The sequence below is a fragment of the Paenibacillus sp. Paensp38 genome, from assembly GCF_059491915.1.
The window spans coordinates 1,135,894-1,152,295 of record NZ_CP168516.1; the positions used below are offsets into that span (position 1 = coordinate 1,135,894).

Annotated in this window: 18 protein-coding genes and 1 pseudogene; 18 read left to right on the forward strand and 1 reads right to left on the reverse strand. The window is 39.0% G+C overall.

Features of this window, described 5'->3' with window-relative positions:
• Positions 1-104: 104 nt before the first annotated feature.
• The 15 genes and pseudogenes from ACEN8J_RS05120 to ACEN8J_RS05190 all read left to right on the forward strand — a co-directional run bounded on the left by ACEN8J_RS05120 (position 105) and on the right by ACEN8J_RS05190 (position 12,924).
• Positions 105-917 carry a class I SAM-dependent methyltransferase gene (locus ACEN8J_RS05120; protein ID WP_013372320.1) on the forward strand — a complete coding sequence of 271 codons (813 nt, stop codon included), beginning with the start codon at positions 105-107 and terminating at the stop codon, positions 915-917.
• A gap of 266 nt (positions 918-1,183) precedes the next feature.
• Complete coding sequence (locus tag ACEN8J_RS05125; RefSeq protein ID WP_209950157.1) at positions 1,184-1,714, forward strand: hypothetical protein; 531 nt, start codon at positions 1,184-1,186, stop codon at positions 1,712-1,714.
• 147 nt (positions 1,715-1,861) lie between these two features.
• Positions 1,862-2,350, forward strand: coding sequence for a hypothetical protein (locus ACEN8J_RS05130; RefSeq protein WP_069010394.1), 489 nt, complete (start codon positions 1,862-1,864; stop codon positions 2,348-2,350).
• Positions 2,351-2,519: 169 nt separating this feature from the next.
• A complete protein-coding gene (locus ACEN8J_RS05135; RefSeq protein ID WP_016324600.1) occupies positions 2,520-2,954 on the forward strand; it encodes a hypothetical protein in 435 nt (144 codons plus the stop codon).
• 92 nt (positions 2,955-3,046) lie between these two features.
• Entirely contained in the window at positions 3,047-3,463 is a 417-nt protein-coding gene (locus ACEN8J_RS05140; RefSeq protein ID WP_029515461.1) for a DUF2569 family protein, read from the forward strand.
• A gap of 270 nt (positions 3,464-3,733) precedes the next feature.
• The gene (locus tag ACEN8J_RS05145; protein WP_495594303.1) at positions 3,734-4,192 is read left to right on the forward strand and encodes a caspase family protein; all 459 of its coding nucleotides are present in this window, start codon (positions 3,734-3,736) and stop codon (positions 4,190-4,192) included.
• A 1-nt stretch (position 4,193) separates the two neighbouring features.
• Complete coding sequence (locus ACEN8J_RS05150) at positions 4,194-5,075, forward strand: hypothetical protein (RefSeq protein ID WP_495594304.1); 882 nt, start codon at positions 4,194-4,196, stop codon at positions 5,073-5,075.
• 310 nt (positions 5,076-5,385) lie between these two features.
• Positions 5,386-5,691: a hypothetical protein gene (locus tag ACEN8J_RS05155; protein ID WP_495594305.1), complete on the forward strand. Its 306-nt coding sequence runs from the start codon at positions 5,386-5,388 to the stop codon at positions 5,689-5,691.
• A 514-nt stretch (positions 5,692-6,205) separates the two neighbouring features.
• The gene (locus tag ACEN8J_RS05160) at positions 6,206-6,448 is read left to right on the forward strand and encodes a hypothetical protein (protein ID WP_495594306.1); all 243 of its coding nucleotides are present in this window, start codon (positions 6,206-6,208) and stop codon (positions 6,446-6,448) included.
• A pseudogene (locus tag ACEN8J_RS05165) lies at positions 6,449-6,827 on the forward strand (retropepsin-like aspartic protease).
• 709 nt (positions 6,828-7,536) lie between these two features.
• A complete protein-coding gene (locus ACEN8J_RS05170) occupies positions 7,537-8,577 on the forward strand; it encodes an ABC transporter substrate-binding protein (protein WP_495594307.1) in 1,041 nt (346 codons plus the stop codon).
• 1 nt (position 8,578) lies between these two features.
• On the forward strand, positions 8,579-9,355 hold the full coding sequence (locus tag ACEN8J_RS05175) for a ferric iron reductase (RefSeq protein WP_495594308.1): 777 nt from the start codon (positions 8,579-8,581) through the stop codon (positions 9,353-9,355).
• A 109-nt stretch (positions 9,356-9,464) separates the two neighbouring features.
• Entirely contained in the window at positions 9,465-11,186 is a 1,722-nt protein-coding gene (locus tag ACEN8J_RS05180) for a helix-turn-helix domain-containing protein (protein ID WP_069010398.1), read from the forward strand.
• Between the two features lie 775 nt (positions 11,187-11,961).
• Positions 11,962-12,312 carry a hypothetical protein gene (locus ACEN8J_RS05185; protein WP_495594309.1) on the forward strand — a complete coding sequence of 117 codons (351 nt, stop codon included), beginning with the start codon at positions 11,962-11,964 and terminating at the stop codon, positions 12,310-12,312.
• A 222-nt stretch (positions 12,313-12,534) separates the two neighbouring features.
• On the forward strand, positions 12,535-12,924 hold the full coding sequence (locus ACEN8J_RS05190) for a hypothetical protein (protein ID WP_495594310.1): 390 nt from the start codon (positions 12,535-12,537) through the stop codon (positions 12,922-12,924).
• 366 nt (positions 12,925-13,290) lie between these two features.
• Here ACEN8J_RS05190 and ACEN8J_RS05195 read toward each other — a convergent pair whose 3' ends face one another.
• A complete protein-coding gene (locus ACEN8J_RS05195) occupies positions 13,291-14,040 on the reverse strand; it encodes an SDR family oxidoreductase (protein WP_495594311.1) in 750 nt (249 codons plus the stop codon).
• A gap of 239 nt (positions 14,041-14,279) precedes the next feature.
• Between ACEN8J_RS05195 and ACEN8J_RS05200 the strand changes: the two genes are divergently transcribed.
• The 3 genes from ACEN8J_RS05200 (at position 14,280) to ACEN8J_RS05210 (ending at position 16,231) form a co-directional block, all read left to right on the forward strand.
• A complete protein-coding gene (locus ACEN8J_RS05200; protein WP_495594312.1) occupies positions 14,280-14,849 on the forward strand; it encodes a TetR/AcrR family transcriptional regulator in 570 nt (189 codons plus the stop codon).
• Positions 14,850-15,277: 428 nt separating this feature from the next.
• On the forward strand, positions 15,278-15,727 hold the full coding sequence (locus ACEN8J_RS05205; protein ID WP_495594313.1) for a GNAT family N-acetyltransferase: 450 nt from the start codon (positions 15,278-15,280) through the stop codon (positions 15,725-15,727).
• Positions 15,728-15,817: 90 nt separating this feature from the next.
• Positions 15,818-16,231, forward strand: a complete 414-nt coding sequence (locus ACEN8J_RS05210) for a GNAT family N-acetyltransferase (RefSeq protein WP_342444393.1) — start codon at positions 15,818-15,820, stop codon at positions 16,229-16,231.
• The last annotated feature ends 171 nt before the right edge of the window (positions 16,232-16,402 follow it).

Consider the following 16,402-nt stretch of genomic DNA (forward strand, 5'->3'; position numbering starts at 1 on the left):
CGGTCCTTAAGGTGGTGAGGGTTCGTAGATACACAAACGTTATCAGAAATTAATGCAAATCTGAAATGCTCAAATATAAATATCTACTAAGAGAAGGTGCCTTCATGGACAAGAATTCATTAAATAGAAGAAGCATTATTGTTGACGGGGAAAATGGTGTCGGCAGCTCGGAAGACTTAAAAAAGAATGTTGTTCATAAAACAAACAGCCTATATTGGGATACCAAAGGCAATGACTTCTTAAAAGCAATCGTGCTCCCTTATTATGGAGCATTTATCTCAGAAGAAAATTGCCAGCTCTTTGGTGATATCTCAGGAAAAAAACTGCTGGAGATCGGCTGCGGAAATGGTCAATCCTTGCAATATCAAGGGGAACGAAACGCATCTGAACTATGGGCTGTGGATATTTCAGAAAGACAAATAGAAAAGGCAGCGCAACATTTGAAGTCATGTGGAATAGCAGCAAAATTGATATGTTCTCCCATGGAAGAAGAATGCGGCATCCCGACGGATTATTTTGACTATGTTTATTCAATTTATGCCATAGGTTGGACCACCGATCTTGAGGGTACCTTTCGACGAATATCTTCTTACCTTAAAAAAGACGGGCTATTTATTTTCAGTTGGTCTCACCCTATACACAGATGGGTTACTACAGAAAATGATAGGTTTGTAATTAATAAGAGTTACTTTAATGAAGGTTGGTATCCGGTGGCAGTTGATGAAGGTGAGCTATTGTTAGCGGACCGTATGCTGTCAACTTATGTAAACGCGCTTGCAAAAGCTGGGTTTGTAATTGAGCTAATGATTGAGGAATGTGATTATGAGTTTATGCAATTGCGGGATGATAACAGCGATATGGCAAAGAGAGCAAAAATGCTTCCAGTAACTTTTGTGATAAAGGCAAGAAAACTATAAGATATAAAAACAAAAGCGAAACTGACTCCAAGATTTTTAGAGGTTCGAGGAAGGTATTGACATCCGATAACAAAACATTCACGCTGCGGGTCGCTGTCGCGCCTCTTGGTCCGCCCGAGGATTTTCAGGGAAGATTAACAGGCGGACAACCCTGCACTGCCTAACCGCATCGCGGCCGCTCCCGTTGGTCGCTTAAGGCAGTGAGGGTTCGTGAATACAGGAACGTTAAGTGAAATTCCGAGGCAAAATTGAAAGGAAGCTAGAGGATGATTAATGGAGATCAATTAAATCAATTTGAGACTGCAAAAAATTATCAAGAAGCCTTTCTGTCAACGAAAAGAGAGTGGGACAAAGGGAAGCGTGACTTGAGTATATGCTTGAATTTAGCTTTTATATCCTGGTATTTGAGTGTCGAATCTGGAAATACGTTTGTTACTCAGGGGCTTGATGATAACGATTATGAAATGATTGAATTGACATTAAACGAAATTACAGAAGAAGGGATACATAATTTCTCGAAAGAGACGCAGTTTTTATTGATTTTCGGTTATATGATCACTTTGTTTCCTCATCATTTTGGAGACTATGAGCATTGGGAAAGCATAGGGAAAAACATGCTGTCCAAAGCATACGAGTTGGAACCAAGTGATCCAATAATTGAAATGGTTTTTCTTGCAGACAGTATGAGAAGTGAAGGTTATAAAAATGCTTGTTTAAGAGCAAAAGAACATATTAAAGACAGATTTAAGAATAAAGGATTAATGGATAAATATTTTCAAGACGTATTTGATAGGTAATTCAGAGGAACATCACTTAACATAATATTCACGTTGCGGACATTCGTCCTTGGTACGGCAGGAGCCGGACACCTCAGCATACGCTGTGGTCGTGAATACAGAAACGTTATCTGCAATTTCTCAAATATATTTAGGGAGGGAGAAGTAATGAAAAATCATGATGATGAAAAATCTGCCTTAGAAGAAGCTGCCGTTAGCATCTTTGTAGATTTATATAATTTAAATCGCGAAGATCACTTAGAAGTAATAGAGAGACGTGAGCGTCCAGATTATATCTTAAAGAGCATAAAAGATGGATTAGTAGGTCTAGAAGTAACTCACCTATTCTACGATGCCGACGAAGCTAAAATGTTATTTGGAAGATCGGCTGAGGAAATGCATGGATTAGAAAATTCAGCCAGCTATATGCAGGTTCTTAATGAACTACTGAAACAGAAGGAAAAAAAGATAGAGAAGTATGATGCTGCATATCCAATAGCGCTTTTAATTAGGAACGCTTCTCCTATATTCGGAATGAGTGATTTTCTTAGAAATAAAAATGAGATATACAAGCCAGAAAAATACACTCATATTTGGTTTGTTTCAAAAGACGGAAATGATAATGAATGGTCGTTAAAAGACTTGCTTACTGTTTAGTCAAAGAAGTGAGAAACAGCAGATAACATAATATTCATGCATCGGACATTCGTCCTCGGTCCGGCAGTCGCCGGACACCCAGCATGCGCTAGGTCATGAATACAAGAACGTTATATGAAAGATCGGTAGACCTTTAAAAAGAGAAGAATTAGAAAAGGGGATAATAAAAATGGATGAAATTTACTTTTTAAGACATTACCTCTCGTCTCTCAGGTATCGATGTTCAAAAGCAATTCTAAATGCTCCAAGTAATTACCCGAATTATGAGCTCGGTAACGGTGTAAGAACTCCAATTGAAATTTTGGCACACATGTCTGATGTCATAAGATATGCCCAATCCGTTTTTGATAACCAAGTACAACTTAAGAAAGAATCAGGAAACTGGAATGACGAAGTACAGACATTTTTTAATGAGCTGCATAACTTAGACAATTTAATGAAATCAAATGGAATACCAAACAAAGATAGAATTATCGAAAAACTGATTCAAGGACCATTATCAGATGCAATGACACATGTTGGTCAATTGTCAATGATAAGAAGAATGGCTGGAGATTCAATACCTGGAGAGAATTTCTTTATTGCTGAAGTAAAGGTTGAATAGTTATTTTAAGGTGGTGGGGCGTCGTGAATACAACAACGTTATCTGAAACCAATGCTCAATGCAAATAAAAGACAAAAATTAAGGAGCCAATAATGCAATTATCTCAGAATAGTATGAGTGGAATTAAAGGCTGGCTGCTTCTCTTTGTGATCTATTCTTTTTATCTACTTATAAGTAATTTAATAGGTCTTTATTTCGAATTTTATATTTATATGTTAGTTGGAACAATTGGTTGGAATCTTGCTAGAACTATTTCTGTCGGAATATATTTATTTTCTGAAGTCTTAATTATTGTTTCTCTAGTGCTTATATTGAAGAAGAAAAGGAAAGGACCAAATATAATAATTCAAATTGAAATAATCACTATAATATTTGGATTTTTAAACTTCATTCTCACAATTAACAAAATAGATGAACTCCCAAGTTTAATCTCTACAATTATTTTTGGATCAATATGGATTTTGTATTTTAAAAACTCAAAACGAGTCAAAGCAACATTTGAAAGTTAATCAAGAAGGCATTGGCATCAGATAACAAAATATTCACGCATCGGGCCATTCGGCCCTCGGTCCGGCAGAGACATTTTGGGGGAGTGGAAGCAGCCGGACAACCCTGCACTGGCTAAGTCCGTCGGACCCGGCGCGTTCGCTCCTTAAGCCAGTGAGGGTTCGTGAATACAAGAACGTTATCTGAAAGATCTGCCCCAGAGAGAGTGAAAGTATTATATTCGCAACGTCCTGTTGCTCGAAGAAATTATACAGATTCATGGGTGGTGTTTTATGAATTCAGGATTTCATGGGAATACATTCGCAGTAATAATAGCAGTGGAAAATTATCAATTTAGAATCAAGACAGTTGATTATGCGAGGAATGATGCAATAGCATTTCAACAATGGCTTATAAATAATCTTAAAGTACCTCAAGAAAATATTAAGCTTTGGCTTGATGTTGATGCGACAAAATCCGCGCTTAATGAAGAACTTCAATATGAGATATCAAATCTTACTGAAAGTGATCGATTTATTTTCTATTATGCTGGTCATGGATTTTATGATGGAGGATATAACAAAATAACAACGTGGGACACTCACCCAAATAATATACAAGAAACTACTGTTTCACTAAACCGAATATTAATGGAGCCACTAAGAAACTCAAGATGTAATCAATGTTTGATATTTATAGATGCATGTGCGAGTTATATTGATGAGCAATTAGTTAGCAGAGATTATTGCTGATATGAATACCAAAGAGTTTAGCGATTTTGTGCGATCAAGCAATTATAGAGCTATGTTTCTGTCATGTTCACGTGGAGAGAAATCATACGGTAGTCCAGAACTAGAACATGGAATATGGACACATTTTCTGATAAAGGCATTAAATGGAGAAGCCCCCGAAGCAGTTGAACGTGAACGATTTATTACTAGTACATCATTGCAGAATTATTTAGGCAAAATAGTTCCGGATTATATTAAATCTAGTACAGACATAAGAGGAACTCAAAAACCATGGGCCGAAGTCTCTAGCTCAAATACATTTATTATTTATGAAGTTTCAGGAGCTAATTCTGAAGTAAGTAATAATTATATTGATTTTATATTTATTCCTGAAAGGCTTATTATTGATTTTGAAAATGACTTGATAATTGCTCATCTTAGAGGTCTCGAGAATGATGGAAGACATTTTCCAATGTATGATTATGAAGGATTGAAAGAAATAGATGTAGAGGCGTATTGTATAAGGATTAGTAAGGTTAAGAATGAAATAAGAAAGATATTAGAAGAAATTATGGATTTTCTAATGGAGTACGAGTGGGAGGAAGAAGTTATATTTGAGAGAAGTGATGATAAATTCAACATTAGTGCATTTCTTTACGAAGATGACAAAACGAGAGAAATAACTGTTTCTCTGGGGCTATCCTTGAAAATTTCAGGCCTACACCCAATGGGTGATACAATATTTAATTCTGAATTCGACGTTGCTAATGATGAACTTAAAATATATACAGATTCTAGTGATTACAATGTAGAGGAAGTAGAGATTCAAGAAATCTTTTCGGATTGCTGGGATGAAATTAGAAGATATTTTTTGCTTGAAAAGGAAATTGAAAAGAATTATTAAATGAAATTGACGAGTAAATAGATATTCAGTTGAAATATATTATAACATTAGTAATTAAATGTGGGTCGACGTCCTGTCTTAATTCGGAGATGTGGGGCAGATCCATCAGATAACAACATATTCACGCTGCGGCTCCTGGCGGAGCCTTGATCTGCCCGAGGCATTTCGAGGAAGTGAAGTCAGGCAGATAACCCTGCGAACCTAAGTCTGCAAGCGAACCCGCCCGGTCAAGCCGGCCTTAAGGTTCTCGGGTTCGAGAATACAAGAACGTTAAGTGAAATCACCTAAATACTAAATTGGAGTTGATCTTATGGAATTTTCTGAGGTGATTGATTTTCTAAGTAATGATAATAGTTATTGGAGTTCTCGTGGACATGAAGAAATAGATATACCATTTGATGTTGCGCCTTCAGAATACTTGTCCTTTGCTGAATTTGATTTAGAATCGGGAACTGAAAAACACAGTTTAATAAATGCTCTCTCAAATGCAAAGAGATCTCTTGACTGCCAAATTGATTGTTTGATGATTGCATTCGTTTTTTTTGGAAATTCAAAAAAATGGAATGTACCTAAGAAGATAGAGACTTTAAAAAAACTTAGGAATTATTGCTCCTAGAATATTAAATAAAATAAATTCTGTAAGGAATTTAGTTGAACATGAATTTGTTGTTCCAAATAAAGAACAAGTGTCAGACTTTATAGATATTGTTGCACTATTCAATGCAAGTACAGAAAAACATATTTTTAATTTCCCGGGAGATAGTCAAATAGAACACGGTTTAATAAAAGAAGTTTTTCTAGATATCAAGTTTAAACGTAACCAAAGAAACATAAAAATAGAAGTAAGAGAGAAAGGTGTAACAGATAGACAGATATTTAATATTGATTCAAGTCATGATAATTATATAATTTTTATGAAACATTATATTGAGAATTTTTCTAAATCGTGACGAATATAACTCGAAGATAAGTGACTTTACTTAAACAATATACTCACGCACCGGGCATGTACCCTCGGTCCGGCAGAGGCCAGACATCCCAGCATTCGCTAGGGTCGTGAATACAGGAACGTTAAGTGAAATTCTAATTAAATGATATAATGTAACCATAAAAGTACAGGAGGGATTAATGTGAAGTGGCAAGAAGTACAACAAATCTTCCCGAATCAATTTGTAAAGTTTGAAATTCTTCATTTCGAAGAGATAGAAAATAAAGAAATCATAGATGACGTCGCTGTGATTGGTCCTGTAAGTGACGAAGAAGCGACAAGAGAGTTGTTGAATAGCCGAGACAAAACCTTGGTTTATCATACTTCTAAGGACCAGGTCATTGTGAAGGTTCGGAAGAATGTTGGTTTAAGGAGAAATCTATAAATGAAAATTGAATATAGGGATGGGCTGTTGTTCACCGAAATAACAGTCCATTTTAATGGAGAAAAGAAAGTCATAAATAACATAGTTATTGACACAGGAGCAAGCCATACATTGATTTCACAGGATGAAGTAGATGATATTGGGATTCAGGTCGGGATGGATGACGAAATCATAACAAGTTACGGAATTGGAGGGAAAGAACACGCATTTTCCAAACGGGATCAAGGGAATACAGGTAGGAGATTTTATTTTAAGAGATGTACTCATAGATTTTACTTCATTTAAATATCACAATATCAACGGATTATTGGGATTAGACATATTGGTAAAAGGCAAATTCAATGTAGATCTAGAGAACTTTAAACTCTCTCGTTCATAAAGCCATTAAATTTAAAAAGGTTATTCAAAAAAAAGTTGAACTTCACTTAACACAATATTTACACTATGTTTTCGATGGAACCTTGGTCTGCGGGATGAGTTTCGGAGAGGAATTTCAGCAGACACCCCCTAACGGGTTCATAAATACAAGAACGTTATAGGAGATACTTGATAAAAGGAGAAAGCAAAATGTTTTAGAAATATCTGCGGACGAAAGGGTATTAAAGATAGATGTTTCACCGAATATGGCTTATGAATCCAAAGGAACATTTTATGAGTTTCCACATTCAGAATTTAATGAAGAGCATCCACAAATTTATCATACAAACCTCTGTTGTAGTTTCAATGGAACAAATGGATATGGAATGTACATTGACGCAAGAGGTAGAAATCAATGAAAAGAAAAATATTCTTTTGAAGAAAATGAAGATCAAATAGTTGTTGCTAGATTAGAAATAACGGAACTCCCAAATGAATGGAAAGAAAAAATGGGAGATTCTTGGTTTTATTGGCTTGATACATTAGACGATGATTATGCAGTAATTAGTAAAAGAGCTGATAGAATTGTAAATGAAGATATAGCGGTTTACATGTCGCATTAGTCCGGCTGAAATGTCGCAAAAGTACATGGTAACGCGATGTGGAGATATATTATACTCGCCTTATATTTCGATAATGAAAATCATTATCATACATAAGGAGGATTCACCATGAATAAAGGAACAAAGAGGCAAGCTGCCGGAAGCATGGCACATGCTAACCATAAATCACGATTTTTAATGGGCTGGATGCTGGCCCTTGTTCTTGTACTGACGGCTTGCGGTGCCGGAGCAGGTACAAATGGCGGCAATGAGTCTGCTACAGCTCCAACGGACACGCCTTCGAATGGAGCGTCTCAGACTGCCGGAGCCTTCCCGGTTACGATCTCGCATATGAAGGGTCAGTATACGCTTAACGAGAAACCAAAGAAAATTGCTGTGCTTGATGTCAAATTTCTGGATCAATTGCTAGCCGTTGGCGAGCAGCCGGCAGGCAGTGTTATCGCTGAAGGCAATACCACATTTCCAGAATATTTAGGCGATAAGCCGGGTGACGTACAGGTTTTAGGCACACGGGACAAGCCCAATCTGGAAGCGATTGTAGCATTGGACCCGGATCTTATTTTAATGACTGATTTTCAAGAGAAAGAGTATGAGCGTGTAAGCAAAATAGCACCCACAATCGTACTTGACTTCTACGAGGATTGGCGAGATACGTTAGCTACGGTGGCTGCGATCACAGGTAAGCAGGCAGAGGCAGAAACTGTGCGTAAGGCTTATGAGGACAAAATTGCAGGACTGAAGGAGAAACTGTCGGAGAAGTTGGGAGAGGAAACGGTAGCACTTATTCGTCCGAGAAAAGAAGGCATTCGTGTTCATGGTCTTGAGCATCGAACAGGCGGCATTCTGTATGAGGATTTAGGCTTAAAAATGCCTGCATTAGTCCAGAAGATCAAAGATGATACCTCCGTTGAAATCTCGATGGAGAAAGTTCCTGAGATTGGAGCAGATCATTATTTTGTTCTGTCTGATGAGTTGTTTGCGGCAGAGGCAGAGGCTTTGGATAGCAGTTCAGTATGGAAATCCCTTGATGCAGTCAAAAATAACCGTGCATATGATGTTAATTCTACACTTTGGATCGCTTATTATGGCCCACTTGCAATTAATATTATTGTAGATCAGGTATCGGAAGCACTGTTGGGATCAAATTAAAATGGACCATTATCTATCGACTGACTTATGGGAGCAAACAATGGATGAACACTCGATTCGGCTTGGTGAGCCGTCTGAAGATAATGTCCGTATTATTGCTTTGAGCCAACTACATGAAGAAGCTGCATGCCGAGAGTATTTAAGCTGGCTTCAAGAGTATATTGGTGCGCCTGACATGAGGGTAGCTGCTTCAATGTTAGCTAAGCGAATCGGCTACCTGTGGATTGCTCCGTTGCTGACCGCGATGACCGTTCATCATCAGCATGTTTCTTTTCGGCTAGACAACAGCTTTCTCTATCATCCGACGCTCACAGCTAACGAGGGGGGGACGCATTTTCCTTTTCTAGCTATGAACGGGCTTCGGGCAGAAGCACTAACTGGAGACAGGGAAGTGTGGCGGGAAAAGGTGGTAAAGGAGATGTTTGCGTTACACCTTGCACCGCTGTTAAAGACGCTTGCTGCGATTGCTCCTCTTTCGATGAGTATCCTTTGGGAGAATATCATGATACGTATTGTCCCATTATATACTCCTGAAGTAGACAATGCTGAGCAAGAAAGTCAGCACATCCAGGCAGATTTTTTATATCTGACGCAAGGAGCGCCCGGGCATTTGTTCGGTGTAAAAAGAAATCCGTTCACCCGGTTCACAAAAAATAAGGACAGCTTTCCAGCCGTGAAAAGCAAGCGTACCACCTGTTGTTTTTATTACCAGATGTCAGGGGAATATTGCAGAAAATGTCCGAAAATTGACAATGAGAATAAATCTCAATTAAAATGACAACAGCAACAATTTTACTTTTGCTGACAGGCCTGGTTGTAGTTAATTGGTTAAGCCCAGTCATGCGAGTCACTCTAGCAAAGGATGCTATTGTCAGGAGATGAGAGAAATGCCGCTACAAGAACAGACAAGTCTATGGAGTGATACAACGATCAAGATGCTTGACGAGTATAGCGGTACTTTGCAGACAGGCAGTGTTCTTCGCGAAACGGAATTAACTTCGAATGTGTTGTTGCTGGCATACGGAGGGGAAGGGGAGCTTGCAATGAATGGTGAGGTTTGCCACATTGGAGCTTCTTTTGCTGGTCATGTTGTTAAGGGGACATCCTTAACGCTGACGGCCAGATCAGACGACATTTATTATATCGTGATCATGTACAAGGCTTCTTCTATGGAGGGAGCCTCTCTTGTTTTGCCTTCATATCGAAAACATCCGTTGCGCACTTCATTTGTGCAAAATTCGGTAACCCAAGCAGAATGGATCGAGAATGCAGAAAAAATCGTTGCCAAATGGCGTCGTGGCGAAGGGATGGAACGTTTTCATGCCAATGCGTTGCTTCAGGGCATGATCTACGAACTGATCATGGATTACGAACGTGATCAGGGAGGAGAAGCGTCTGACATGGTGGATGTTGTCGCTTCATATATAGCGTCGCATTATCGCCAGAATCTGGAGCTTAAAGAGCTGGCAGCCCTTGCTGGATGCAGCTTAAGACAGCTGCAGCGACGATTCAAACAAGAGAAGCAGCTCGGACTGACTGAGTATGTCATTCAGTTGCGCATGGAGAGTGCATCGCGGATGCTGCGTCACACGGATGCTCCCATCGGTGAAATTGCTGACAGAATGGGCTATCGCGACATGTATTATTTCAGTAGGGCGTTTAAGAAATATTATGGCATCCCTCCGCTGCGTTATAGGCTTGATGCCGCTTCGAAAACAGATATAGACTATGCTCATTCCTTGCAGCTGAACCGCACAGCTTCTTCATATGAGTCGGCCCAAGGCTCGGTGATATGCCATATGCGAGGGGAATACTATGTTATCGGATCTCCGAAACGTATCGCTGTACTCGATGTGCAATATGCCGATCATTTGCTTGCGCTGGGGCTCTCTCCAGCAGGTAGCGTAGGACTAGGCAATGCAGTGTTACATTTCCCTCAAACGATCAGGGCAGGACTTCAGAATACTGAATTACTCGGAACATATGAGTACCCCGACCTGCTTGCAGTGGAACGACTGTCTCCGGATCTAATTATTTGCACCGAGGTGCATGAGCCGCACTATGAACAGTTAAGCCGGATCGCTCCAGTTCTCATGTTTAAGCGCAATGAAAACTGGCAGACTATTCTGACTCTGTTCGGTGAACTGACAGGCAAACGAGAAGAGGCAAAGCGTATTATAGCGGATTATAACCGACGAACCACATTGCTGTCCGAAGAACTTGCTCCCGTTCTGGCAGGCAAGAGCGTCGCACTGATCCGTCCGCTGGATTCTCTGGTTCGCGTGCATTCTGCCTCTCATCGTACAGGGGCTGTGCTGTACCATGATCTAGGTCTGCCTGTTCCGTTATTTGTGGCAGATACCTCCGACACGGCCTATCACATCTCAGTTGACAGACTACCGGCTGTACACGCCAGCCATTACTTCTTGCTTAGCCATGAACTCATGCAGGAGGGAATATCCGCAACAGAGCAACGTGTCTGGGGAATGCTTGATACCGTTGAGCGCCAGCACATACACTCGGTCGATGCCGCGACATGGATTGGCTGTTATGGACCCACAGGCATCAATGGCATTGTGGATCAGATCGCTCAGGCTTTGTTGGCTTGATGGGAGAAGAAGTTGCTACTTGTGCGCATAGAGATTTTAACAGGAACTAAAGACAGTTCATCTTTGCCTTATGTCATAGAGGGAAAGTTGAACTGTTTTTTTATGGGCAATCCATCAGATAACATCATATCCACGCATCGGAGCCTGGCGGTTCCTCGGTCCGGCAAAGAGGATTGCCAGGGAGGGGCAGGCGGACACATACGCACGGCGGCCGCTCATTTCGTTCGCATAAGTCAGAGAAACATCGTGAACACAGAAACGTTATATGCTAGAAATGATGGATAACAAGTAGAATAAAAGAAAAATGCAAGAAAATAAATGAGAACACTTGTTTGCACTCGCAAATACAGGTAAAATATAGATACAATTGACTCTTGGGTGGGCATGGTTTTCCTTCGAAAAGTGAGACCATGGATGTAAAAGATGCGATGACTCTAATGTTACTATTTTGAACATTTATTCTTGCACTTTTGACATACATCAATAACAACAAGAGAAGGTAAAAAATCACCTAAAGGTTAAGAGCCGAAGGGGGAGGGGTTATTACCTGAGACTTAGAAGGGAATAAACCCTCCAAGCCAATTGTACTGACTAGATGTTGACCGGACTTGGTCTTTCATTAAGGGTGTACTAACAGATGAAAAAAGATGAATCAAAGAAAAAATTAGATAAGTGAAGTGAAAAGCAAGTTAGTAAGCAAACTCATATGCGAAATACTATGCAACAATTTTAAAAATCTATTAAAACAAAAACAAGAAGATGAGGGATATGCCCAATGACATTACAGGACCTATTTAATGAAAAACCAACTCAATTGTGGAACAAAAGAATGGTTGAATACGGAGATGACCTTTTTACGGAAGAGAAATTATTAATGTCTGATAAAGTCTTGGATAACTATCTAAACCAATTAATATTATTACAAGAAACTAAACATCCTGAAAGTATTATGAAGGCTGTAGAAGAAATTGTAATTACGTTTAATGAATTGAATGAAAAGAACGACTATTTTATTGAAACGATGGAACGTGAAGAACTGGCTGAATTTATAGATAAGGCAGCAAGACTAGCTGGATTAGAAATTGAGGAAGATCAAGATATTACAGAAGAATGGAGAGAATGGTGATGTTGAATTAAACAGGATATGTAAGTAGATTCAATGAAGTCATGGAACTTTGCATAACATGACATCCAAGCATCGTCGCATTCGCTCCTCGGTTCGGCTGAAGGATTTCGGAAAAGGAGATAGCTGTAGGACACCCGAGCATTCGCTGGGATCGTGAATGCAGAATCGTTAGATGAAAGCCCCCGAATAAATAAAACCATCTAAAAAGGATGAAAAGAAAAAGTGATAAAATCTATTAGTATTGATGAATGGATTGGGACCACATTCAATGAAGAAATAGTTATGAATCCTACGTGGGCAGACACTCTAAGTTTTTTAAAAAAACTTGATGGAGATAAATTTACATTAGTTTTTTTTGAGGTATCAGATACAGATTCAGCATTGGTTGGAGGCGGACCGGAATATTTTATAGTGTCTATTACAATTGATGGTAATATATATACTCTTATGAACGATAAACAGGGAAACAGTGAAATTCATCTGGTTGCTGGTGGCCAGTTAGGCAATTATTGCGATAACATTTGTATAGAATTAATTCCTATGCTTGAAGTAATAAAGTATTATTATGAAACTGGAAAACTACTCGAAACACATAAATGGAAACGAGAATAATAATTACTTACTTAACTTGAAAAAAGTGAACGTCATCTAACATAGCATTCAACGCATCTGGCTGGGACAAGACCGACCTTTGGCCCGGAAGAGGCATTTCGAAGGATCGGATTCACCGGACAAATTCGACCTGTTAAGTCTGACGAGGATGTCCCCGATATCACCTAACAAAGGGCTGTTGAACTTCAGGAATATCCAAACGTTATGTGAAATCAACGGAATTATTTAAGGGGGAAACATTGACGTGACTTCTTGGCGCTTTTTCTTACTCCACGTGCAAGTTGCAATAAAATGAACATGAAGTAGACAGAGCTGAGTGTCTACTTCATGTTCGCCTAAATTTTTGAAAATTAAATTACAGGTGGATCAATGAATCTTTGGAGGTTCAGAATTCATCGTATCGTTAAGCTGGGTCACAAAAATACCTTCGTTCGGGCCAGGGTTATTTCGAAACATTTTCGCTTCTTCCACCAGAACTTCATCTGTATCCGTGCCAAGTATCTTTATTGTTGCATCAATGAATGAATCAAGTGACATCGCACGCGGTTCATCGTTGTTGCTTTGAACCCATGGAGGCACAATTTCTATTACTTTTACCGACGTGTCTTTAAGCATGTACCTTTGGGACAGCGTATAGGTATGAAGTGCTGCTTTCGTCGCGGAGTATACAGCAGTTGTCGCTAATGGTACAAATCCAAGTATTGAAGTCGTGTTGATGACAACCGCTTCTTCTTTGGACTTCAAATGCTCGATGAATGCAGAAGTCAACCTAATGGGGCCTAGCAAATTTGTAGTGACAGTCGAAATCAAAACATCCTCATCGATTACGCCCGCCGCGTCATCGGACTGTATGATGCCGGCGTTGTTAATCAAGACATTCACATCCGGGTATTCTTCGATTAACTGCTTGGCGGTCGCCTCTATGCTGGTAGGATCTTGTACATTCAATTCCACTGCGGACATGCCAGGATTGGCTTTGATCGTCTCCTCCAGACGCTCTTTACGTCGACCGGAGATAATAACTTTGTTTCCAAGATTGTGGAGAGCTTCTGCTAACGCACGTCCAATTCCCGAACCGCCGCCTGTAATAAAAACGGTGTTTCCTGTAAGTTTCAATTTTAAAACCCTCCTAATTCATGGGAATTAAGTCATTCCAAAGATTGTAAAACAATAGCTTTCATGAGTATGGCTCCTCTAAAATTGAACATATGTTGAATCATCAACATAAATTTTATAAAGTGAATGTATCAGAGTGGTATATGGGGTTCAATGGTTAAAACAAGCGTAGTTGTTGATTTTTCAACAGAGGACTTCGAAATGTTCATTTTTTTGTATGATACAAAGGGGAGATGGGTATGGACAGGCGTATTCAAAAATCGAGGCAAGCCATTATTGACGCTTTTATGAGGCTGATGTCAGAAAAGGAATTCGAGAGAATTACGATCAATCAAATTGCGGAGGAAGCGAATGTCAATCGCGGAACGGTTTATTTGCATTTCGCTGACAAGTATGATCTGCGCGATCAATGCATGAAAGCTCAAATTAACGAGTTACTACGCAATTGTATGTCTGAAGATAACTTCTTACATCTTCCTTCCAAAACCGCACTACTGCGTACGTTTGAATATTTGGAGCAGCATGCTTCATTCTACTCTATAATGCTGACGAACAAGGGAAGTACGGTTTTTCGAAACCAAATAGAGACAATGTTCCGGCAAAGTCTGTGCGAGCATCTGGATTCGATCAACCTCGATCAGGAAATGAACAGGGACATTACGGTGCAATTTTTAATTTCAGCGGCAGTGGGGGTATTGGAATGGTGGATTACCCGTTCGATGCCATATCCGGCATCGGTCATGGTTGAACAATTTTGGAGATTGCTGAATTGTGGTGTCGAGGGACACGAACGAACATCGTCCATATGAGCCTCTAATTTAGAGGCTTTTTTGAGGATGGAACCCATAATATGGATATATTCTTTGCCGATTATGGGATTGATATAATTCGAAGAGATGGGGAATATTCATTAGTTTTGATGCTGGTGGAATAGTGGTTCAAATGATAGAAATAGAAATAACAGAAGAAGAGTCACTAAAAGCTCAGAAAAGTGAAAGAGATGCATATGAACTAATAATCAAACTACAAAATGAAAAAAGACCATATAAGAAAATTCGCTGATAAAAAAATTTGCAGATTGATTTTGAATGCATAGTGAAGAAGTTCGGTAACTTCTGATAACATAATATTCAAGCATCGAATCCTCACGGAGCTTAGGCCTGCTGGGATGGAATTCGGGGAAGCATTTTACCAAACAACCCCGGAAAAAATAAAAAAGACAATGGAGGTATGTTTGGTGCTGACATTAGAAAAAGCTAGAAAAAATGATGCACAAAAACTTGCTGAAATACAAAAGGCCAGTTTTGAGGATGAATCAAAGCATTTTAATAATAATGAAACCGTTGGTCCCATAGGATATGACTCCATAAGTTGGCAGGAAGAGATGATGCAAAATTGCGAATATTTCAAGATACTCTTTAATGGAGAAATAATCGGGGGAGCAATGATATTTGTAGAATGTAATCAAGTGCATAATCTAGGAAGAATCTTTATTGATCCAAATTTTAAAAATCAAGGAATCGGCACGAAGGTAATGGAGAAAATTGAAAGTGAATTTCCAGACAGCACTGAATGGTGGCTGGATACTCCTAGCTGGAGTGTCAAGAATCATCACTTCTATTCAAAGTGTGGGTTTACTAAGGTTAGAGAAGAAGGTGACTTATACATTTTTGAAAAGACTTTATAAACTTATGTATTGTACAAACGTTATGAGACATCAGTGCTAAGTGTTACCAAGAAGATATTCAATGAAATGAGTGAATAGGGAGGATTTACAATGAAGATTGATTTTGCGATTGAATCAGATTATGAGTATATCTTGTTAAGAGACAAGCACATACATAAGACACTGATAAGACCCAAAATAAAAGAAAATGAAATTCTAATAATCAGAGAATCCAATCAAGAAATAGGTTGGATGAGATACGGATTTTTCTGGGACAACACACCATTTATGAATATGATATGGATAGATGAGGAGTATAGAGGAACAGGTATTGGTAAAAAAGTTGTCCACTATTGGGAAGAATTAATGAAACAAAAAGGATTTGAAATGGTTATGACCTCGACACTTTCAAATGAAGAAGCTCAACATTTTTATAGGAAGCTTGGGTATAGAGATGCTGGATGTTTAATGCTTGAGAACGAACCTCTGGAAATAATACTGACAAAGGATTTAAACAAAAATTGACGTTGAGTAAATCAATGAAGGAAGTAACATTTAATATATAATATTCAAGCTGCGTCTCCAATGGAGCCTAGGTCTGCGAGTTGGATTTCGAAGAGGGATTTCAGCAGACAACCCCTTTGGGTTCAGGAATACAGAAACGTTAGGTGAAATATGATTAATTTATTTATAGGA